Here is an 18,631-nt window from a genome sequence, read left to right on the forward strand (position 1 = left end):
GCCGCAGCGCCTCGCCCTACCCAAGGGCGTCCGGCCCCGCGCCGTCAATCGCCTCGCAGGGTTCGGGCCTGCGGGAGGGGTATGCGGAGGCTTCACCTGCTCTTCACCCAGGGCATGAAGAGCGACTCCCAAAACACTACAATACAACGGCTTTCAAAGTACAGAGCATCGCAACAACGAGCCGCGGAGCGGCGTCGGGTCGCCGCGCCTGCGGGATGGCCGCTTGCGTATCTTAGGAGGCTGCACGACACTGTCGTGCAATCGAGGATGCGATGCCGACAAAACCCCTGATCCAGGCCCGGATCGATGCCGAGACCAAGGAGGAGGCCACCGCCGTCCTCAAGGCGATGGGCCTGACCGTCTCCGACGCGGTGCGGATGATGCTCGTGCGCGTCGCGCGGGAGAAGGCGCTGCCGTTCGAGCCGCTGGTGCCCAACGAGACCACGGTCGCGGCCATGCGCGAGGCCCGCGCCGGCGACCTGCCACGCTTCACCAGCGTCGAGGCGCTGATGGCCGACCTCGATGCGGACGATTGAGCGGACCACGCAGTTCAAGCGCGACTACAAGCGGGAGATGAAGGGACGACACCGGACCACGCTCCCGACCGACCTGACGGCGGTGATCGCGGATCTCGCGGCGGATCGCCCGCTCGCCCCGCGCCTGCGCGACCACGCGCTGACCGGCAACTGGCACGATCACCGCGATTGCCACGTGAAGCCGGACCTCGTGCTGATCTACCGGCTGGTCGGCACGGAGACGCTTCAGCTCGTGCGCCTCGGCTCGCATGCCGGACTGGGTTTCTAGAAACAACGGCTCCGCTCGCAACCGCGCCCCAATGCGGCTATATCGGCGGCTTCACCGCCCTTCGCTTAAAGCGCACGCGGCCCTCTTCCGCAAAAGGGGCGCCGCCCACGACGAGCCGTCATGACCGCCACCGCCTCTCCCTCGGACACCAAGAGCGCCGCCGCGCCGCGGATCTCGTTCGTGTCGCTGGGCTGCCCCAAGGCGCTCGTCGATTCCGAGCGCATCCTCACGCATCTACGCGCCGAGGGCTACGAGTTGAGCCGCCGCCACGACGGGGCGGACGTCGTCATCGTCAACACCTGCGGCTTCCTCGATTCGGCCAAGGCGGAGTCGCTGTCGGCGATCGGCGAGGCCATGGCCGAGAACGGCCGGGTGATCGTGACCGGCTGCATGGGCGCGCAGCCCGACGAAATCCGCGAGAAATATCCGAACCTGCTCGCGGTCACCGGCCCCCAAGCCTACGAATCGGTGGTGGCCGCCGTGCACGAGGCGGTGCCGCCGGCGCACGATCCGTTCCTCGACCTGATCCCGCCGCAGGGCGTCAAGCTGACGCCGCGCCACTACGCCTATCTGAAGATTTCGGAAGGGTGCAACAACCGCTGCAGCTTCTGCATCATCCCGTCGCTTCGCGGCGATCTGGTCAGCCGCCCGGCGGCGGACGTGCTGCGCGAGGCCGAGAAGCTGGTCAAAGCCGGCGTGAAGGAGTTGCTCGTCGTCTCGCAGGACACGAGCGCCTACGGCCTCGACACCCGATACAGCCCGAGCCGCTGGCAGGACCGCGAGGTGCGCGCCCGCTTCTATGATCTGGCCAAGGAACTCGGCGAACTCGGCGCTTGGGTGCGGCTGCACTACGTCTACCCCTATCCGCACGTGGACGAGGTCATCCCGCTGATGGCCGAGGGGAAGGTGCTGCCGTATCTCGACATGCCGCTACAGCACGCGAGCCCGTCGGTGCTCAAGCGGATGCGCCGGCCCGGCAATCAGGAACGCCAACTCGACCGCATCCGGCGCTGGCGCGAGATCTGCCCCGATCTCGCGATCCGCTCGACCTTCATCGTCGGCTTCCCCGGCGAGACGGACGCGGAGTTCGAGGAGCTGTTGGAGTGGATCAAGGAGGCTCGTCTGGAGCGGGTCGGCTGCTTCGAGTACGAGCCGGTCAAGGGCGCCGCCGCCAACGAACTCGGCGCCGCCGTGCCGCCCGAGGTGAAGGCCGAGCGCAAGCGCCGGTTCATGGCGGCGCAGGAGGTCGTGTCGCTGCGGCTGCAGCGGGCGAAGGTGGGCAAGCGCATCCCGGTCATCATCGACGAGGTCGGCCCGACCGTGGCGCGCGGACGTTCGAAGGCGGACGCGCCGGAGATCGACGGCACGGTCCACGTCGCCTCCCGCCGCCCGGTGCGGCCGGGCGACATCGTCACGGTGAAGATCGAGCGGGCCGAGGCGCACGACCTGCACGGCATCGCGGTCTGACGAACCGGCCGGCCCGCCGCGGCGTTGCCCCGCCGAGACAACCGGGAGGCCGAGCATGGCGGACGAGCAGGACAAAGAGGCCGCGGTCTCGCCGAAGGACCCGGTGACGGGCCGGGTCAAGTCGCAGGAAGGGCCGATGGAGCGGGCCGGCACCGAGGCCGAGGAGGCCGCCCGCGGCAACACGCCCTCGGGCGAGACGCGCGAGCGCCCGGATTCCGACCGCTCCGCCTGAACCATGACGGACGACCGCCGCTGGCTGCGCTTCGGCCTGATCGGCCTCTACGGCTTCATCGGCGTGGTCCACCTCGCCGCGCCCGAGAGCTTCCTGCCGATCATGCCGGCTTGGGTGCCGCAGCCGCGTCTCGTGGTGATCGCCACCGGCCTGTGCGAGATCGCGACGGCCCTTGCGCTGATGCTGCCGTGGCCGGGTCTGCGCCGGGCGGCGGGGATCGGGCTGGCGCTCTACGCGGTCTGCGTGTTTCCGGCCAACATCAAGCACGCGGTCGAGGGGATTTCGGTCCCGCCGATCCCCGACACGTGGTGGTACCACGGCCCCCGGCTGGCGTTTCAGCCGGTGATGGTCTGGTGGGCGCTCTACACGACGCGCGTGATCGACTGGCCGTTCCGCAAGCGCGGCTGAAGTCCCGGTTTCGAAAGGACAAGTCCTTTCGCGGGTCCAGGGCGGAGCCCTGGTTTGAAGGGAAGCGGGGCTCCGCCCCGCACCCCGCCAAAGGGATGATCCCTTTGGGAACCCGGACTCAGTTCGCGTGGCTGAGCCGCATGCGGTAGCCGCCGTCGGGGGCGCGCTCGAACACCTCGTTGATGCCGGCGTGGCGCAGGGCCTCGCCGGAGGTGTCGGGCACGAGGTTCTGCTCGGAGACGTAGGCGACGTACTCGCTGTCCGCGTTCTCGGCGAGCAGGTGGTAGAACGGCTGGTCCTTGCGCGGCCGGACCTCTTCCGGAATCGCCAGCCACCATTCCTCGGTGTTGGCGAATTCCGGATCGACGTCGAACACCACGCCCCGGAACGGGTAGATCCGGTGCCGGACCACCGCACCGAGGCCGAATTTGGCGGTTCTCATGCTGGTCTGCTGGGTCATGCCCGACAAGATAGGCCTCGCGCCCGCTCCCTGCCAATGCGAGGCCACCATGCGCGACGATCAGGGCAGATTGTAGACCTTGGCGAGGTCCGGGTCCTTGTCGGCCACGAGCCGGGCGAGGTCGACGATGACCTTGGCCTGCTTCCACGTGGCGTCGTCCTGCATCTTGCCGTCGATCATCACCGCGCCGGTGCCGTCGGGCATGGCCTCGACGATGCGGGAGGCGAAGTTCACCTCGTCCGGATCGGGGGCGAACACGGTCTTGGCGAGCGCCACCTGGCTCGGATGCAGCGTCCAGGCGCCGGCGCAGCCCATCAGGAAGGCGTTGCGGAACTGGACCTCGCAGGCCGCCGAATCCGAGAAGTCGCCGAACGGGCCGTAGAACGCCTTGATGCCGTTGGCCATGCAGGCATCGACCATCTTCGCGATGGTGTAGTGCCACAGATCCTGCTGGGCGGACGAACGCTCGGCGTCGCCTTTGGGATCGGACAGCACCTTGTAGTCCGGGTGGCCGCCGCCGACGCGGGTGGTCTTCATGCCGCGCGAGGCCGCGAGGTCGGCGGGCCCGAGGCTCATGCCGTGCATGCGGGGGCTCGCGCAGGCGATGGCATCGACGTTGGCGACACCCTCGGCCGTCTCGAGGATGGCGTGGACGAGGATCGGCTTCTTGACGTTATGCCGCGCCTCGAGCTGGGCCAGCAGCTGGTCGATGTAGTGGATGTCCCACGGGCCCTCGACCTTGGGCACCATCACCACGTCGAGCTTGTCGCCGACTTCGGCCACAAGCGTGAACAGGTCGTCGAGGATCCAGGGCGAGTTCAGGGCATTGATGCGTGTCCACAGGCCGGTGCCGGAGGCCGCGAAATCGGTGGCCTTGGCCATCTCGACGAAGCCTTTGCGCGCGGCCTCCTTCTGGTCGGCGGGGACCGCATCCTCCAGGTTGCCGAGCACGACATCGACGGTCTTGGCCAGCTCCGGCACGCGGGCGCGGACCTTGTCGTTGTGGGGCGGCACGAAGTGGATCATCCGCTCGAGCTTGATCGGCAGCTCGCGGAACGGCTCGGGCGCGCCGGCGGCGAGCGGCTGGAAGAAGCGGCGGGGCAGTTTCATCGGATGTCTTCGCTCCGGTTCTGGCGTCTGGAGAACGGGTTAGAGCACCCCGGCCCCCGGCGTAAAGCCGGGCTTTGGGCGGAGGGCGGCGAGGGGCCGCAGGGGTGAGCCAGCGAAAAACAGAACAGGCGCGGACAACCGTTGCGCGGAACGCATTCGAGCATTGCGCGAAACCGTGTTCGCGAAGATGATCGGCGGGGCAGGGCAAGATTCGGCCAAGGATTCGGGTGTGCCCGCGCACCGCGTCCGGGTCCCGTCCGCATCAGATTGGCGAGGATTGCTGGTCCGGCAAAGCAAGGCGGCCTGGAACGCTCCGGGCCGGGCCGTGTTTTCCGGCCGAGGCGGGCGTGTGGATTCACGAAAACTCCTGCCGGTCGCGCGCGGCCGGCGGGGGACATCCGGTGAGCGGATGCATCGGGGGTCCACGCAGATCGAACACCGTCAAGGGACGTGCGTCGATGCCGGAACGGATCACGATTTCGAACGAACCGGGCCTGCCGGCCGCCGGGCGGATGCGCCGGGGGCTCGTGCTGACCCTGCTCGGCACCGCCATGGCGCTGGGTTCGCCGGCCCTGGCGGCCGAGCGACCGGCCGCCAAGCGGATGCAGGCGGAGAAGATGCAGGCCGAAAAGCCTGCCGAGAAATCCTCCGAGGAGCGGCCGGACTACACCGCCGCGCAGGCCGCCATCGCCCGGCCCGAGGGTCTGCCGGCGTCCGTGCGCATCGCGGGCGACGACGCGACCGCCTTCAAGGCGCTGATCGAGACGGCCGACCGGGCCTCCGATCCCTGGCTGGTGCTGTCGGGGGGCGGGGAGAACGGCGCTTTTGCCGCCGGCTTGCTGACGGGCTGGAGCGAGCGCGGCGACCGGCCGGTCTTCGGCGTCGTCACCGGCGTCTCGACCGGCGCGCTGATCGCCCCCTTCGCCTTTGTCGGGCCCCAGGCCGACGGCGCGCTCAAGCAGAACTACACCGAGATCTCGGCCGCCGACGTGTTCGAGTTCGGCGGCACGCGGGATTCGCTGACCGACACGTGGCCGCTGAAGGAGCGGATCGACCGCGCGGTGACGCCCGCGCTGCTCAAGGCGGTGGCGGCCGAGCACGCCAAGGGCCGGCGCCTGTTCATCGCCACCACCCAGGTCGACAGCGAGCGCCCGACCCTGTGGGACATGGGCGCGATCGCGACGCTGAACGCTCAAGGCGACGCCCGCGCCCTCAAGCTGTTCCGCGAGATCGTGCTGGCCTCGACCGCGGTGCCCGGCGTGTTCCCGCCGGTGCTGATCCCGGCGAGCGCCGGGGACAAAAAGTTCGAGGAGATGCACGACGACGGCGGCGCCATGGGCCCGTTCTTCCTCGCCCCCGCGGCGGCCGTGGCGGGCGAGACCCGGCTGATCCTGCCGGCCTCGCGCATCTACCTCGTGGTCAACAACCGGCTGGAGCCGGACTTCCAGATGGCGGGGCGCTCGGTGCTGTCGGTGCTCGGCCGGACCATGTCGGCGGCGATCAAGGCGCAGACCCGCGCGGCGCTGGCGCTGACCCGCTCCTACGCCCAGCGCACCGGCCTCGACCTGCAGGTGGCGCTGATCGACAAGCGCTTCACCCAGACCTCGGAGCGCCCGTTCGACCGGCCCTACATGCAGGCCCTGTTCGCCCACGGCCAAGCGCTGGGCCGCACCGGCACCGCGTTCGCCGAGACGCCCCGCCACGACGGCGGGCATGCGGAGGGTTCGGGCTCGGTGGGGGCCGTCGCCGGACGGTGACGCAGAAAAAAGAGCCCCGGACGGCTTTCGCGCGCCCGGCCGGGCGCGAGCGCGTCAGTGGGCGCGCATCTGCTCGACCCAGTGCGCCTCGCCGACAATGTGGATGGGCTTGCCCGCCTTTCGCCAAGCGACAGCCTGCTCGATCTTCCGGCCGAAGGCAGATTGCGACCAGTTGTCCGTCGCGTAGGCCCCGATCACGAGATAGCGGGTCTTCATCGTGAGGCTTCCGGGACTGGCGCCGAGGGTGCGGACCGCATCCTCGCAGGTGCTGCGCGTGCCGAATGCGAAGGTCCCGGTGAAGCAGATCGGCGCATTGCGGAACGCCATCACCGGGGCCGGCGCACACAGCGGCAGGCTCGTCGCCTTGGTGGCCTCCCCCAACTCGAAGTCGCCGCCCGCGAAGGCTGTCAGCGTCGCCATCAGGTCGGTCGCCTCGTCGGCATCGACGATACCGTCGGCGAGAACGCAATCCACCCGATCCTTGAGAAGACGGACGACGGGATTGCGGGTGACGTGCTCACGCGTACTCAGATACTTCTGAAGATACTCGACCTCGGATTGGTTAATAACTCCGTCCGCGATGATCCCGTGGGCGATACCTATCACCTCGGCGATTTGACGATCATCGATCCGCTCGGCGCAGATGCGATTGAGAACCGCCGTATCCTTCATCGACTCAACTCCTCGAAACTCACATCACGCAATACGATCTCGACCGAATCAGGCCGACGCATTCAATACAACAACAATACACGATCGATTTTCGGCTTCAAGCATCTTCAAGAAACGGGATGCATCGACTCCGATGAGCGGCATCCGAATGCCTGCACGGGAGAATCGGATGCCGACCTGCGGCGGCCCGGACGCCGCCCTTTCATCGAGCGGGGAGGGGACGCCCCTCACCCCTCCTCCGCCTCGGCCGGGGCGTAAACGGCGTCGCCCAGGCGGCGCAGCGGGCCGCCGGGGCCGCAACGCTTCCAGAGGCGCGTGTTGAGCGCCGCCACCGGATCGGCGCCCGGGAGCGCGAAGCCCTGGTCGACCAGACGCGCCCAGATCTCGCCGGCGTGGAGCGGGCGGCCGGCCTCCTCCAGGGTGGCGAGCGCCGCCTCGATCAGGGCCCGGCCGTAGCGGCGCGCCTGCACCGTCTCCGACAGGCCGCCGGGCTCGGATTCCGTCCGGGGAGCCGCCGGGGGCGGGGAGGGCGGTCCTGGCGCCCACGGTGCGGCCGAGGGCTCGGGAAAAGCGGCTCGAGTCGGCTCAGCGGCGGGACGAGGCGGGACAGGAGGGGGCGGGGCGTCGTCCGCCTCTGCGAAATCCGCCGCGTCCCCCTGCCCCGCAAGGCGGCGGCCGAGATCGAGATAGAGGACGAGGTCGGCGATCTCCCGCTCGATGGCGTCGCGGCGGCGGCGCAGCTCCGCCAACCTCGCCTCGGCCTGCGCTTCCGACAGCCCCATGTTCCGAATGCTCCGACGGACCCCGATACGGAACGGGGCGAGGATTGGAAGATAACCCAGGACGGAACGGAATGGAATGTAGGGATCGTTGGATTCCGCTTCATTCCGTCAGAATTGGAATTTCCGGATTTCCTAGCATTCCGTGTTCCGTGAAACGCCGCGCAATCCTTATCCACCTTCCGCCATGCCTTCCGCTTCCCGCCGTCATCGCGAGGCGGTGCCGAAGCGATCCAGGGCGCGAACATCGCAGAATGGGGCGAGACGGCGACGGCCGTCCCGTCATCGACGGTGCGCCTCTTCCGGACGATGCGGAGCCCTGGATTGCTTCGGCTCCGCCTCGCAATGACGGAATGTTTCGATGGAACGACGCAGGCGCTATGGAGGCGAGGTGGGGTAGGAATATTCCTTATTCCCTCGTATTCCGCGAAAGCAAATAAATGATGTAATATTCCATTACGGGATATCATTTGTTCCATTCCTTGAAGAAACGGAACACCCGCTCACCCCCGCGCGGCCTTGGCCGTGCGGGCCGCCTTCGGCGGGACCAGCAGGCTGCCGGGGTCGGCCGGGTGGAGGAGGAGGCCGCCCTCGTCGAGGTCGATGCGGAGCTTCGGAAACACTTCCAAGAGGCCGGCGAGGTCGGCCTTGAAGGCCTGGCGGAAGCTGCGCAGGCTGGCGTTCTCGGCCCCGAACTGGCGGTGCAGGTTCTCCCAGGTGAGGCGCAAGGGGCGCTGGAGGGCGCGGAGCCGATAGCCGGTCCAGAACAGCAGATCGAGCTTGCGCGCCGAGCCGGAGAAGGCGCGGGCGGCGCGGATATCGACCGGGAGCGCGTGGCGGATCAGGCTGTCGTAGAAGTCCTGATGGAACGAGACCGTTTTCTGCCAGACGAGGCCGTCGTCGCCGCGGCGCCAGAGTTCGAGGGCGCGGAAGGGGGGCACGTTGAGGGTCGAGGCCTGGCCCTCGCCGTCCCACAGGCCGATCTGCATCGAGCAGGCGGCAAGCCGATTGAGCTGGTCCTTGAAGGCGCCGATGGTGCCGCGCTCGCCGCCGGTGACGGCGAAGCCCATCGCCTTCATGAAGCCTGAGAGGCTGTCGGCGACCTCGATGGTGGGGCTGCGCTGGCGCACCGCCTCGGTGCAGAGATGCAGCAGCACCAGTCGCGCCTTGGGGCCGTAGGGGAGGCCCTGCGGCTCCATCTCGCCGGTCACCGGGTTTTTTAAGCGCCCGGCCATGAGGCTGAGCGAGTTGCGGCCGTATTCCCGCACGAATTCGCGGGCCCCGCCGGGATCGCGGTAGGGCAGGCCGCACAGCGCCAGCACCGAGTGCAGATGCTGGAGGTTTTCCGGCGCGGTCGGCTCGTTCTCGATGACCTCGCGCACGGCCTCGCGGCGGCGGCGGTCGCGGCCCATGGCCTCGCGGCGCTCGGCCTGGGCGCCGGCGGCGGCCCGTTCGGCGTCGCGCTCGCGCTGGCGGTAGAGCAGATGCTCGACGATCGGCGCGAACAGGAAGCCGCCGCGCGCCGCCTCCAGCTCGGCGCGCAGGTCCGCGTCGCGGATCTGATCGATCTTGGCGTCGAGCCCGGACATGCCGGCGCCTAAAGCCCCGCCGCCGGAACGCGGGTGAGAAGGGAAGGGGAGATCACGGGTTCGACAATCCTGAGGTTCCACCGCGGCCGAGCTTCGATCCGCGCTTCTGCCGCCAACCACCCTGTCGCGATTCGGCTCCGCGGAGTCCCAGGCGTCGAACGAGTTTTCCCGGCAATTCACGCATCCCCGGCCCGCTCTGCACAGGCGAGGCGAGAAGTGACCGCGCAGAGTTCGATACGGGGGCAAACCGGCCCACGCAGAGTTCGATACGCCCCCGCGGCCCGCCTTGTCCCCACGATCCACCGGCGAGCCCCGCGATCCACGCCGAATCCCGTGCGTACCCACGCAGAATCCGATGCGATTCCCCGTTCGCCGCGCGCAGAATCCCATGCGGGTCCACGCAGAGTTCGATGCGCATCCACGCAGAGTTCGATGCGCGAACAGGGTCCAAGCCACGGGCCGGACAGGGGAATTCGGCGCCCCCTATAACTTGCCGAACTGACTCTCGAAGAATCCTTTACAGATAGCTTTCCTAAGGGAGTTGGAGCAGCGTTCGGCAAACCGAACAGACCGGACACTCTGATTTTCAAAAGGAATGAAAGGAATTTTGCACAGGCCCGGACGGGATTCGCCCCGGTTTGTCCCCGCCGTGGGATGCTGCCGCAGCGGCGCGGGAGCGGCTATGAGCGACTCCGAAAGTACAGCCGGAGGCCGGGCGGATGGCGGAGCGGGACGGGGCGGCGATCGACAGGCTGCGGGGGCTGATGGCGCGTCTGCGCGATCCCGAACGGGGCTGCGCGTGGGACCTCGCGCAGACGCCGGAGAGCATCGTGCCCTACACGATCGAGGAGGCCTACGAGGTCGCCGACGCGGTCGAGCGCGGCGATGCCGACGATCTGCGCGACGAACTCGGCGACCTCTTGCTGCAGGTCGTGTTCCAGGCCCGCCTCGCGGAAGAGGCCGGCGCCTTCGGCTTCGACGACGTGGTCGAGGCGATCTGTGCCAAGCTGATCCGGCGCCATCCGCACGTGTTCGACGCGGACGGCGCGTTCCTGCAGCCCGGCGAGCGGCCGGACGATCCGGCGGCGATCGAGGCGGCCTGGGCCCGGATCAAGGCGCAGGAGCGGGCGGCCAAGGCGGCCTCCGGCAAAGCGAAGGCGGAGCCCGGCCCGTTCGCCGACGTGCCGCGGGCGCTGCCGGCGCTGGCGCGGGCCGACAAGGTCTCGCGGCGGGCGGCCGCCACGGGCTTCGACTGGCCGGACGCAGGCCAAGTGCTCGCCAAGGTGCGCGAGGAGACCGACGAGGTCGAGGAGAGCTTGTGCGCGGGCGACGCGGAGGCGGTGGCCGAGGAGATCGGCGACCTGCTGTTCTCGGTGGCCAACCTCGCCCGCCACGCGGGCGTCGATCCGGAGGAGGCGCTGCGCCGGGGCACGCGCAAGTTCGAGCGGCGCTTCGCCGCCATGGCGGCCCGCCTCGACGGCGGCCTGGAGGCGAGCGACCTCGCCACCATGGAAGCCGCGTGGCAGGCCGTGAAGCGCGCGGAAGCATGAAGAGCGCCGGGGCGTACCCGCCCCGGCGCTCTTCATTGGGTCTTCGACCCCGTCATGGGTTTCGAAAGGACGAGTCCTTTCGCGGGTGCAGGGCAGAGCCCTGCGATCGTCGGGGCCTTGCCCCGACACCCCACCAAGGGCCTGAGGCCCTTGGATCCCCGGACTTAGGAGATCAGGTCGAGCTTGGCGGTTTCGAAGCCGGCGCTGCGCAGGCCGTCGGGGAGGGCGGCGTAGTCGGCGTAGCCGGCCTCGCGGGCCATGGCGTCCAGGGCGGTGCGCTCGTCGTCGGCGCTGCCGGTCCAGAGGACGGCGCCGCTGGTCTTCTGGCGGATCTGGAAGATGCTCATGCCGGGAACCTCGTCGGGAAGGGGTCGGCGGTTCGGCCCGCGCTTCACCAGGAGGCGCGGCGAATCCTGTGACGGGACAACCCGCGAGCGCGGCCGCGGTTGCACTGCGACGTTGGGGCGCGCCATCAAATCGCCTGCCCTCGTGGACAAGGGGAGGGCGGCCCTTGCCCCTCCTCCGTCGAAGCGAAGCCCCATGTCCGCCCGCCTCCTCGCCCTGCCGGTCGCGGCCTGCCTGTGCTTCGCGCCCGCGGCCCTGCGCGCCGAGCCGGCGCCGCCCGCCGCCGCCGTGCCGGACCCGGCCGCTTTGCTGCCGGCCGTCAGCGTGGTGCCGGCCAAGCGGCGGGAGATCGTCGAGCGGGCGATCGTCACCGGCACGCTGGTGCCCCGCGACGAGATCTTGGTCGCCCCCGAGGTCGAGGGCCTGCGCATCGTCGAACTCGCGGTGGAGGAGGGCGACCGGGTCGAGAAGGGCGCGGTGCTGGCCCGCCTGTCGCTCGAGATGATCGAGACGCAGGAAGCCGCCAACGCCGCCGCGACCGCCAAGGCCGAGGCGGCGATCCTGCAGGCGAAGAGCCAGATCGTCCAGGCCGAGGCGGCGCAGGTCGAGGCGCGGCAAGCGCTGGAGCGGGCGCAGTCGCTGGTCAAAACCGGCAACGCCACCGCGGTCACCCTGGAGCAGCGGGTCTCGGCGGCGGAAGGCGCCAACGGGCGGCTCGATGCGGCCCGCGCGGGCCTCGCGCTCGCCCAGGCCGACCTCGCGGCGGCGAAGGCTCAAAGCCGAGAGATCGCGTTGCGGCGCGCCCGCACCGAGATCCGCGCACCCGAGGCCGGCATCGTCAGCCGCCGCACGGCCCGCGTCGGCGCCACCGCGAGCGCGGTCGGCGAGCCGCTGTTCCGGCTGATCGCGCGGGGCGAGATCGAACTCGAAGGGGAGGTGCCGGAGACCGCCCTGCCCCGGCTCAATCCCGGCGATCCGGCCAGGCTCGAACTGGAGGACGGGCGCGCGATCCCCGGCGCGGTACGCCGCGTCTATCCGGAGGTCGATCGCGCGACGCGGCTGGGTAAGGTCCGCATCCGGCTGCAGCCCGATCCTGCACTGCATATCGGCGCCTTCGCCCGCGGCCGGGTCGAGGTGGCGCGGCGCTCCGGCGTCGCGGTGCCGCTCGCCGCGGTGCTCTACGCCGCCGATGGGACCGCCACGGTGCTGGCGGTGACCGAGGGCCGCGTTGCCGCCCGCCGGGTCGAGACCGGGCTCTCGGCCGAGGGGTTCACGGAGATTCGCTCCGGCGTGAACGCGGGCGAGACCGTCGTCGCGCGGGCCGGCTCGTTCCTGCGCGACGGCGACCGGGTGCGCCCGGTCCTGCCCGCGACCGCCGCGGCCCGCTGAGGAGGTCCGCCATGCGCCTCAACATCTCGGCCTGGGCGATCCGCAAGCCGATCCCCTCGCTCGTCCTGTTCCTCGTGCTGATGGTGCTCGGCCTCGTCAGCTTCCGGAGCTTGCCGATCACGCGGTTTCCCAACATCGACATCCCGATCGTCTCGGTGACGATCACCCAATCGGGCGCCGCGCCCTCCGAACTGCAGACCCAGGTGACGAAGTGGGTCGAGGATTCGGTGGCCGGCGTGAAGGGCGTCAAGCACATCCTCTCGACCATCTCGGAGGGCTCGTCGGTCACGACGATCGAGTTCCGGCTGGAGACGAACCAGGACCGCGCCGTCAACGACGTGAAGGATGCGGTCTCGAAGATCCGCATCAACCTGCCGCGCACCATCGACGAGCCGATCATCAGCCGCGTCGAGATCGCCGGCCTGCCGATCATGATCTACGGCGCCTCCGCGCCCGCCATGACGCCGGAGGACCTGTCGTGGTTCGTCGACGACGTGGTGGCGCGCCAGATCCAGGGGGTGAAGGGCGTCGGCGGCGTCGAGCGGCTGGGCGGCGTCGCCCGCGAGATTCGCGTGACCTTGAAGCCCGACCGGCTGCTCGCGCTGGGCATCACCGCGGCGGACGTGAACCGTCAACTGCGCCTGACATCGGCCGACATGGCCGGTGGACGCGGGGAACTGGCCGGCTCCGAGCAGTCGATCCGGACGCTGGGCGGCTCGGCCAGCCTGGAGACCTTGGGGGCCACCTCCATCGTCGTGCCGGGCGGGCGCAAGGTGCGGCTCGACGAACTCGCGACCCTGATGGATTCGGCCGAGGAGCCGCGCACCTTCGCCCGCTTCAACGGCGAGCCGGTGGTGGGCTTCGCGATCTCGCGGGCCATGGGGGCGAGCGACGCCGAGGTCTCGGTCGCGGTCGCCAAGCGCATCGAGGAGCTGCATGCGGCGAACCCGGGCGTGCGCTTCGACCTGATCGACACCAGCGTGGTCAACACGGTGGGCAACTACCACTCGGCGATGATGGGCCTGCTCGAAGGGGCCGCGCTCGCCGTGATCGTGGTGTTCCTGTTCCTGCGCGACTGGCGCGCCACGCTGATCGCCGCCATCGCGCTCCCGCTCTCGGTGCTGCCGACCTTCTGGGTGATGAGCGCGCTCGGCTTCTCGCTCAACGCGGTCAGCCTGCTCGCCATCACGCTGGTGACCGGCATCCTCGTCGACGACGCCATCGTCGAGATCGAGAACATCGTCCGCCACATGCGGATGGGTAAGTCGCCCTACCGGGCGGCGCTGGAGGCCGCCGACGAGATCGGGCTCGCGGTCATCGCCATCACCGCGACCATCATCGCGATCTTCGCCCCCGTCTCGTTCATGCCGGGCATCGCCGGCCAGTACTTCAAGCAGTTCGGGCTCACCATCGCGGCGGCCGTGTTCATGTCGCTGCTGGTCGCGCGGCTCATCACCCCGCTCTTGGCCGCCTACTTCCTGCGCGACCACGGCCCCGAGGACGAGCGCGAGGGGCCGGTGATGCGGCTCTACGGCCGGATCGTGGCATGGTCGGTGCGCCACAAATACGTGACGCTGGTGCTCGGCCTCGCCTGTTTCGCCGGCTCGATCATGTCCACCAAGCTCCTGCCCGCGGGCTTCCTGCCGGCGGAGGATGCGGCGCGCACCATGTTCGTGGTGGAACTGCCCCCCGGCGCCCGGCTCGACGACACCAGAAAAGTCTCCGACGGCATCGTTGCGACGATCCGGGCCATGCCCGAGGTGAAGTCCGTCTTCGTCGATGGCGGGCGCCAGCTGCCGGGCAAGAAGGAGGTCAGGCTGGCGAGCCTCACCATCAACCTCACGCCGAAGAACACCCGCCACCTCACCCAGAAGCAGATCGATCTGAAGATCTCCGACATCCTGCGACAGGTGCCGGACATCCGCTTCTGGTCGCTGCAGGAGGGCGGGCAGCGCGAATTCGCCCTGATCGTGTCGGGGCCGGACAAGGACGTGGTGGCCGAGGTCGCCGCCCGGCTCCAGCGCGAGGCCATGGGCGTGCCCCACCTCGTCAACGTGATGTCGACGGCCCCCCTCGACCGCACCGAGATCCGCATCACCCCGAAGCCCGGCGTCGCGGCCGATCTCGGCGTCTCGACCGACCTCATCGCCGAGACGGTCCGCGTCGGCACCATCGGCGACATCGCGGCCAACCTCGCCAAGTTCAACGCGAAGGACCGGCAGATCCCGATCCGGGTGATGCTGCCCGAGACCTTGCGCGGGCAACTGCCCGAGATCGAGACCCTGAAGGTGCCGGTGAAGGCGGGCGCCGCGGTGCCGCTCGCCACGGTCGCCGACCTCAAGCTCGGGCGGGGCCCGACCGCGATCGAACGCTACGACCGCACGGTGCGCGTCGCCATCGAGGGCGACCTCCAGGGCTCGGACGCGCTGGGCACCATCATCGAGCAGGTGATGGCTTTGCCCGCCGCGACCCACCTGCCGGACGGCGTGACCATCAAGCAGACGGGCGACGCCGAGGTGATGGGCGAGGTGTTCGAGGGCTTCGCGCTCGCCATGGGCGCCGGGCTGATGATGGTGTTCGGGGTGCTGGTGCTGCTGTTCGGCAACTTCCTCCAGCCGCTGACCATCCTGTTCTCGCTGCCGCTCTCCATCGGCGGGGCGATCCTCGGGCTCCTCATCTTCCACATGCCGATCTCGATGCCCGTCGTCATCGGCATCCTGATGCTGATGGGCGTGGTGACGAAGAACGCGATCATGCTGGTGGACTTCGCCGTGGAGGAGACCGCCCGCGGCGTGGATCGCGTCACCGCCATCGTGGACGCGGGCCGCAAGCGGGCGCGGCCCATCGTCATGACCACCATCGCCATGGCGGCCGGCATGGTGCCGTCCGCGATGGCGCTCGGCATCGGCGGCGAGTTCCGCGCGCCGATGGCGGTGGCGGTGATCGGCGGGCTCATCGTCTCGACGGTGCTGTCGCTGGTGTTCGTGCCGGCGATCTATCTCTTGGTCGACGACCTCTCGCGGCTGTTCGTGCGCCTGTTCGGCCGCTTCGTCGGCGCCACCGACGAGCCCGGCCCGGAGGCGGAGCCCTACCGTCCGCACCCGCCGGCCAACGAGCCCGCTTCGTTCGGGCGACGCGTCGCCGCCGAGTAGCGGCGGCGGTCCCGAGATGTCTAAAATAAAGGCCGAATCGCGAGAACGTGCCGTCAAGGTTGTATCGGCGCGCGGCTCCCCCGATCCGCGCGAATGCATTCGGGGGCGACTTACGTAGAAAACACCAAGTTTTTCTCAACACATTGATTACAGACTCACCGCTGCCGCTTGCCCGAGTCGGAGGGTGCGCGGCGGACGGATGAACCATGAAGGTCGATTCACAGGACCGATACGTCTGCCTCGTCTCGGATCGCCGGGAGCGGGCCGAGCGTCTGGCGTCGGGCATCGCCCTGGTCCAGCCCTGCCGGACGATCGAGCCCGGCGCCGCGCTGCCGGGCGGGCATCCGGTCGCCTTCGTCATCGACATGGCCGCCGACCGGGCCGAGGCCGAGAGCGCCGCCTGGATCGGGCGGCTCGCCGGCCTGATCCGCGCGCGGGCGGTGCCCTGCCTCTATCTCGCCCGCGGCAACGCCGTGCAGGACGCGGCGGCCCGGCGCCTGTTCGGCGCCGCCGCGATGATCGATCCCCGCTCCGCGGGCATCGTGCCGACGCTGCTGCGCCTCGTCGAGGAGGCGCAGGCCCGCGCGAATCCGGGGGCTTCCGTCGGCGGGCCGCGGGCGCGGGTCGGGACCGCCACGCGCCTCGTCACCCGGCTGTTCGACGCGGCGGCCGCCAACCGGCCGCCGAGCCCGGCCGTGGCGGAGGAGGGCACCGAGATCGTGCTCGACACCGTGTCCGAGGTCGGCATCCGCGGCTGGCTCGACCTCGTCTGGCGCCACGATATCTCGGTCTACCAGCACTCCTTGAGCGTGGCGGGCTTCGCCGCGGCGTTCGCCGCCGAACTCGGCCTGTCCGGGGCCGACCGGCGGCGGCTGGCCCGCGCCGCCCTGCTGCACGATGTCGGCAAGGCGCTGATCCCCCGCGCGATCCTCGAAAAACCCGGCCCGCTGACTCCGGAGGAGACGCGGGTGATGCAGACCCACGCCGACCTCGGCGCCGACCTGCTCGGCCGCGAGGCGGCCTACGCGCCGGAAATCCTCGACGTGGTGCGCCACCACCACGAGCGCCTCGACGGCTCGGGCTATCCCGAGGGCCTGACCGCGCCGCGGATCGGCGACCTCGTGCGGCTGGTGGCGATCTGCGACGTGCATTCGGCCCTGACCGAGCGCCGGGTCTACCGGCCGGCGATGACCCACGCGCAGGCCTTCGCGATCATGGAAGAACAGGCCGGGCAGCTCGACCCCGACCTGCTGCGGGCCTACCGCCCCGTGGTCGAGCGCGCCGCGACCGGGGCTCCGAGCCTCGCCATCGCCGCCGGCGGCTGACCAGATCAGACCCCGTCTTCGTCGGCAACCGGGACCGACTCACGGGGCCTTTGCTTCGCGTCGTGCGTGAAGCGGCAGCTCTGTGCCGGTCATGCCGCCGCCCAACCTTGCAAAATACCTTTTCGTAACGACCCCGACCTAGGATCGACACGGGGCCGGCCGTTTGCCGGGAAGCCCGAGCCGAGCACCGTCCGGGCCTTCCATGCGCGACACCCAAAAGGTCTATTCCCCGCCGCGAACCCGGATCGCGCGCTGGCTCGCCGAGCCCGGCGCCGATGTGCCCGAGCCGATCCGGCTCGCCCTGATCGCCAACCTCTACGGCACGCTGCCGATCTTCGTCGGCGGCGTGGCCAACACCATTCTGGTCGCCGCGGTGATCGCCGCCCGCCTGCCGACGCCGCCGATCCTGGCCTGGCTCGCCCTGGAGGTCGCGATCTGCCTCGGCCGGCTCGCCGTGCTGATCGTCGCCGACCGCGCCGCGCGGGCGGGCCGCCCGACGCCGACCGACCTCAACCTCATGCTCGCCGTCGCCTGGGCCGGCAGCCTCGGCTACGGCACCTTCGTCAGCCTCGTCTCGGGCGACTGGGTGGCGGCGACGCTCGCCTGCCTGTCCTCGGCGGCGATGGTCGGCGGCACGTGCTTCCGCAACTTCTCCGCCCCGCGGCTCACCGCCGTGATGATCGCGCTGACGCTGGGGCCCTGCTGCCTCGGGGCCGCGTTGTCGGGCGAGCCGCTGCTCGCCGTCACCTTCGTGCAGATTCCGGGCTACCTCCTGGCGATGACGCGGGCGGCCTACCGGCTCAACGGGATGCTGGTCGCCACCATGCGTGCCGAGCGGGAGAACGCGGCGCTGGCACTCCACGACGGGCTGACCGGGCTCGCCAACCGGGCCGGGCTGAACGCCGCGTTCGAGCGCCACGGGCATCGGGCGCCCGGCCTGCTCTATCTCGACCTCGACGGCTTCAAGGCGATCAACGACACCCACGGCCACGCGATGGGCGACCGGCTGCTGCGCAGCGTCGCCGAGCGCATCGCCGAGGAAGCCGGCCCCGACGCAGCGGCGGCCCGGATCGGCGGCGACGAGTTCGTGGTGCTCTGCCCCGGCCAGGCGCGCGGCGCCCTGATCGATCTCGGCGAGCGGCTGATCGCGCGCATCGCCGCGCCGCACCCGATCGGGCCGGAAGGGCAGGCGCTGGCGGTCGGCGTCAGCGTCGGCATCGCCACGGCGCCCGAGCACGGCACCGGCCTCGCCGCCCTGATGCGCGCGGCCGATTCCGCCCTCTACCGCGCCAAGTCGCTCGGCAAGGGCCGCTGCAGCGTCGCCTCGCGCAAGGCGGCGGATGTTTTGGACGAGCCGTCGGAGGCGGAGCGGCGGCGGGCCTGAATCGGTCTCCGAATCGGCACTCTCGGGTGCCGTTGAACCCCCTCTCCCCGCACGCGGGGAGAGGGTCGCGACGACCTCGTCGTCGGCGCGACAAGCGGAAGCGGGGGTGAGGGGGACTCGACGGACAGGGCTGGTCCTGAACCGCCCCCTCACCTTCGGCTGCCGCCTCGCTTCGGCGCCGACGAGGTCGCCGAAGCCCTCTCCCCGC

Annotated in this window: 17 protein-coding genes; 11 read left to right on the forward strand and 6 right to left on the reverse strand. The window is 70.2% G+C overall.

Annotated features, from left to right (window positions below; genetic code table 11):
* Positions 1 to 272 precede the first annotated feature (272 nt).
* The 5 genes from AAHG03_RS12810 to AAHG03_RS12830 all read left to right on the forward strand — a co-directional run bounded on the left by AAHG03_RS12810 (position 273) and on the right by AAHG03_RS12830 (position 2,911).
* A complete protein-coding gene (locus tag AAHG03_RS12810) occupies positions 273 to 536 on the forward strand; it encodes a type II toxin-antitoxin system RelB/DinJ family antitoxin (RefSeq protein ID WP_342151056.1) in 264 nt (87 codons plus the stop codon).
* Positions 523 to 804, forward strand: a complete 282-nt coding sequence (locus AAHG03_RS12815; protein WP_342151057.1) for a type II toxin-antitoxin system YafQ family toxin — start codon at positions 523 to 525, stop codon at positions 802 to 804. Before AAHG03_RS12810 ends, AAHG03_RS12815 begins: the two co-directional genes overlap by 14 nt.
* 120 nt (positions 805 to 924) lie before the next feature.
* Positions 925 to 2,271, forward strand: a complete 1,347-nt coding sequence (gene rimO, locus AAHG03_RS12820; RefSeq protein WP_342151058.1) for a 30S ribosomal protein S12 methylthiotransferase RimO — start codon at positions 925 to 927, stop codon at positions 2,269 to 2,271.
* A 55-nt stretch (positions 2,272 to 2,326) separates the two neighbouring features.
* On the forward strand, positions 2,327 to 2,503 hold the full coding sequence (locus tag AAHG03_RS12825; protein WP_342151059.1) for a hypothetical protein: 177 nt from the start codon (positions 2,327 to 2,329) through the stop codon (positions 2,501 to 2,503).
* 3 nt (positions 2,504 to 2,506) lie between these two features.
* Positions 2,507 to 2,911 (forward strand): DoxX family protein, encoded by a 405-nt coding sequence (locus tag AAHG03_RS12830; RefSeq protein ID WP_342151060.1) that lies wholly within the window; start codon positions 2,507 to 2,509, stop codon positions 2,909 to 2,911.
* Between the two features lie 118 nt (positions 2,912 to 3,029).
* Here the strand turns inward: AAHG03_RS12830 and hspQ are convergent, their stop codons facing one another.
* Positions 3,030 to 3,371, reverse strand: coding sequence for a heat shock protein HspQ (gene hspQ, locus AAHG03_RS12835; RefSeq protein ID WP_342151231.1), 342 nt, complete (start codon positions 3,369 to 3,371; stop codon positions 3,030 to 3,032).
* 60 nt (positions 3,372 to 3,431) lie between these two features.
* Positions 3,432 to 4,481, reverse strand: a complete 1,050-nt coding sequence (locus AAHG03_RS12840) for an HpcH/HpaI aldolase/citrate lyase family protein (RefSeq protein WP_342151061.1) — start codon at positions 4,479 to 4,481, stop codon at positions 3,432 to 3,434.
* Positions 4,482 to 4,939: 458 nt separating this feature from the next.
* On the opposite strand from AAHG03_RS12840, the gene AAHG03_RS12845 reads away from it, so the two are divergent.
* Positions 4,940 to 6,238, forward strand: coding sequence for a patatin-like phospholipase family protein (locus AAHG03_RS12845; RefSeq protein ID WP_342151062.1), 1,299 nt, complete (start codon positions 4,940 to 4,942; stop codon positions 6,236 to 6,238).
* Between the two features lie 54 nt (positions 6,239 to 6,292).
* On the opposite strand, the gene AAHG03_RS12850 is transcribed toward AAHG03_RS12845, so the two are convergent.
* The 3 genes from AAHG03_RS12850 to AAHG03_RS12860 all read right to left on the reverse strand — a co-directional run bounded on the left by AAHG03_RS12850 (position 6,293) and on the right by AAHG03_RS12860 (position 9,278).
* Positions 6,293 to 6,910 (reverse strand): BRCT domain-containing protein, encoded by a 618-nt coding sequence (locus AAHG03_RS12850; protein ID WP_342151063.1) that lies wholly within the window; start codon positions 6,908 to 6,910, stop codon positions 6,293 to 6,295.
* Between the two features lie 227 nt (positions 6,911 to 7,137).
* Positions 7,138 to 7,692 carry a winged helix-turn-helix domain-containing protein gene (locus tag AAHG03_RS12855; RefSeq protein WP_342151064.1) on the reverse strand — a complete coding sequence of 185 codons (555 nt, stop codon included), beginning with the start codon at positions 7,690 to 7,692 and terminating at the stop codon, positions 7,138 to 7,140.
* 500 nt (positions 7,693 to 8,192) lie between these two features.
* Complete coding sequence (locus AAHG03_RS12860; protein ID WP_342151065.1) at positions 8,193 to 9,278, reverse strand: replication protein RepA; 1,086 nt, start codon at positions 9,276 to 9,278, stop codon at positions 8,193 to 8,195.
* Between the two features lie 719 nt (positions 9,279 to 9,997).
* Here AAHG03_RS12860 and mazG point away from each other — a divergent pair.
* Positions 9,998 to 10,828 carry a nucleoside triphosphate pyrophosphohydrolase gene (mazG, locus tag AAHG03_RS12865; RefSeq protein WP_342151066.1) on the forward strand — a complete coding sequence of 277 codons (831 nt, stop codon included), beginning with the start codon at positions 9,998 to 10,000 and terminating at the stop codon, positions 10,826 to 10,828.
* 164 nt (positions 10,829 to 10,992) lie between these two features.
* Here mazG and AAHG03_RS12870 read toward each other — a convergent pair whose 3' ends face one another.
* Positions 10,993 to 11,175, reverse strand: a complete 183-nt coding sequence (locus AAHG03_RS12870; protein WP_183570028.1) for a hypothetical protein — start codon at positions 11,173 to 11,175, stop codon at positions 10,993 to 10,995.
* A 193-nt stretch (positions 11,176 to 11,368) separates the two neighbouring features.
* Between AAHG03_RS12870 and AAHG03_RS12875 the strand changes: the two genes are divergently transcribed.
* From AAHG03_RS12875 to AAHG03_RS12890, 4 genes are all read left to right on the forward strand, one after another.
* Positions 11,369 to 12,562 (forward strand): efflux RND transporter periplasmic adaptor subunit, encoded by a 1,194-nt coding sequence (locus tag AAHG03_RS12875; RefSeq protein WP_342151067.1) that lies wholly within the window; start codon positions 11,369 to 11,371, stop codon positions 12,560 to 12,562.
* An 11-nt stretch (positions 12,563 to 12,573) separates the two neighbouring features.
* Positions 12,574 to 15,714: an efflux RND transporter permease subunit gene (locus tag AAHG03_RS12880; RefSeq protein ID WP_342151068.1), complete on the forward strand. Its 3,141-nt coding sequence runs from the start codon at positions 12,574 to 12,576 to the stop codon at positions 15,712 to 15,714.
* Between the two features lie 206 nt (positions 15,715 to 15,920).
* The gene (locus AAHG03_RS12885) at positions 15,921 to 17,039 is read left to right on the forward strand and encodes an HD-GYP domain-containing protein (protein WP_342151069.1); all 1,119 of its coding nucleotides are present in this window, start codon (positions 15,921 to 15,923) and stop codon (positions 17,037 to 17,039) included.
* A 202-nt stretch (positions 17,040 to 17,241) separates the two neighbouring features.
* Complete coding sequence (locus AAHG03_RS12890) at positions 17,242 to 18,423, forward strand: GGDEF domain-containing protein (RefSeq protein WP_342151070.1); 1,182 nt, start codon at positions 17,242 to 17,244, stop codon at positions 18,421 to 18,423.
* Positions 18,424 to 18,631 lie beyond the last annotated feature (208 nt).

This window comes from Methylorubrum subtropicum (genome assembly GCF_038442325.1).
Classification (GTDB): Bacteria; Pseudomonadota; Alphaproteobacteria; order Rhizobiales; family Beijerinckiaceae; genus Methylobacterium; species Methylobacterium subtropicum.

Bases quoted from the DNA above. Each gene is read 5' to 3' on its own strand.
- mazG (WP_342151066.1), top strand. From the start codon at position 9,998: ATGGCGGAGCGGGACGGGGCGGCGATCGACAGGCTGCGGGGGCTGATG.
- AAHG03_RS12870 (WP_183570028.1), bottom strand. From the start codon at position 11,175: ATGAGCATCTTCCAGATCCGCCAGAAGACCAGCGGCGCCGTCCTCTGG.
- AAHG03_RS12825 (WP_342151059.1), top strand. From the start codon at position 2,327: ATGGCGGACGAGCAGGACAAAGAGGCCGCGGTCTCGCCGAAGGACCCG.
- AAHG03_RS12880 (WP_342151068.1), top strand. From the start codon at position 12,574: ATGCGCCTCAACATCTCGGCCTGGGCGATCCGCAAGCCGATCCCCTCG.
- rimO (WP_342151058.1), top strand. From the start codon at position 925: ATGACCGCCACCGCCTCTCCCTCGGACACCAAGAGCGCCGCCGCGCCG.
- AAHG03_RS12845 (WP_342151062.1), top strand. From the start codon at position 4,940: ATGCCGGAACGGATCACGATTTCGAACGAACCGGGCCTGCCGGCCGCC.
- hspQ (WP_342151231.1), bottom strand. From the start codon at position 3,371: ATGACCCAGCAGACCAGCATGAGAACCGCCAAATTCGGCCTCGGTGCG.
- AAHG03_RS12840 (WP_342151061.1), bottom strand. From the start codon at position 4,481: ATGAAACTGCCCCGCCGCTTCTTCCAGCCGCTCGCCGCCGGCGCGCCC.
- AAHG03_RS12855 (WP_342151064.1), bottom strand. From the start codon at position 7,692: ATGGGGCTGTCGGAAGCGCAGGCCGAGGCGAGGTTGGCGGAGCTGCGC.
- AAHG03_RS12875 (WP_342151067.1), top strand. From the start codon at position 11,369: ATGTCCGCCCGCCTCCTCGCCCTGCCGGTCGCGGCCTGCCTGTGCTTC.
- AAHG03_RS12850 (WP_342151063.1), bottom strand. From the start codon at position 6,910: ATGAAGGATACGGCGGTTCTCAATCGCATCTGCGCCGAGCGGATCGAT.
- AAHG03_RS12815 (WP_342151057.1), top strand. From the start codon at position 523: ATGCGGACGATTGAGCGGACCACGCAGTTCAAGCGCGACTACAAGCGG.
- AAHG03_RS12885 (WP_342151069.1), top strand. From the start codon at position 15,921: ATGAAGGTCGATTCACAGGACCGATACGTCTGCCTCGTCTCGGATCGC.
- AAHG03_RS12860 (WP_342151065.1), bottom strand. From the start codon at position 9,278: ATGTCCGGGCTCGACGCCAAGATCGATCAGATCCGCGACGCGGACCTG.
- AAHG03_RS12810 (WP_342151056.1), top strand. From the start codon at position 273: ATGCCGACAAAACCCCTGATCCAGGCCCGGATCGATGCCGAGACCAAG.
- AAHG03_RS12890 (WP_342151070.1), top strand. From the start codon at position 17,242: ATGCGCGACACCCAAAAGGTCTATTCCCCGCCGCGAACCCGGATCGCG.
- AAHG03_RS12830 (WP_342151060.1), top strand. From the start codon at position 2,507: ATGACGGACGACCGCCGCTGGCTGCGCTTCGGCCTGATCGGCCTCTAC.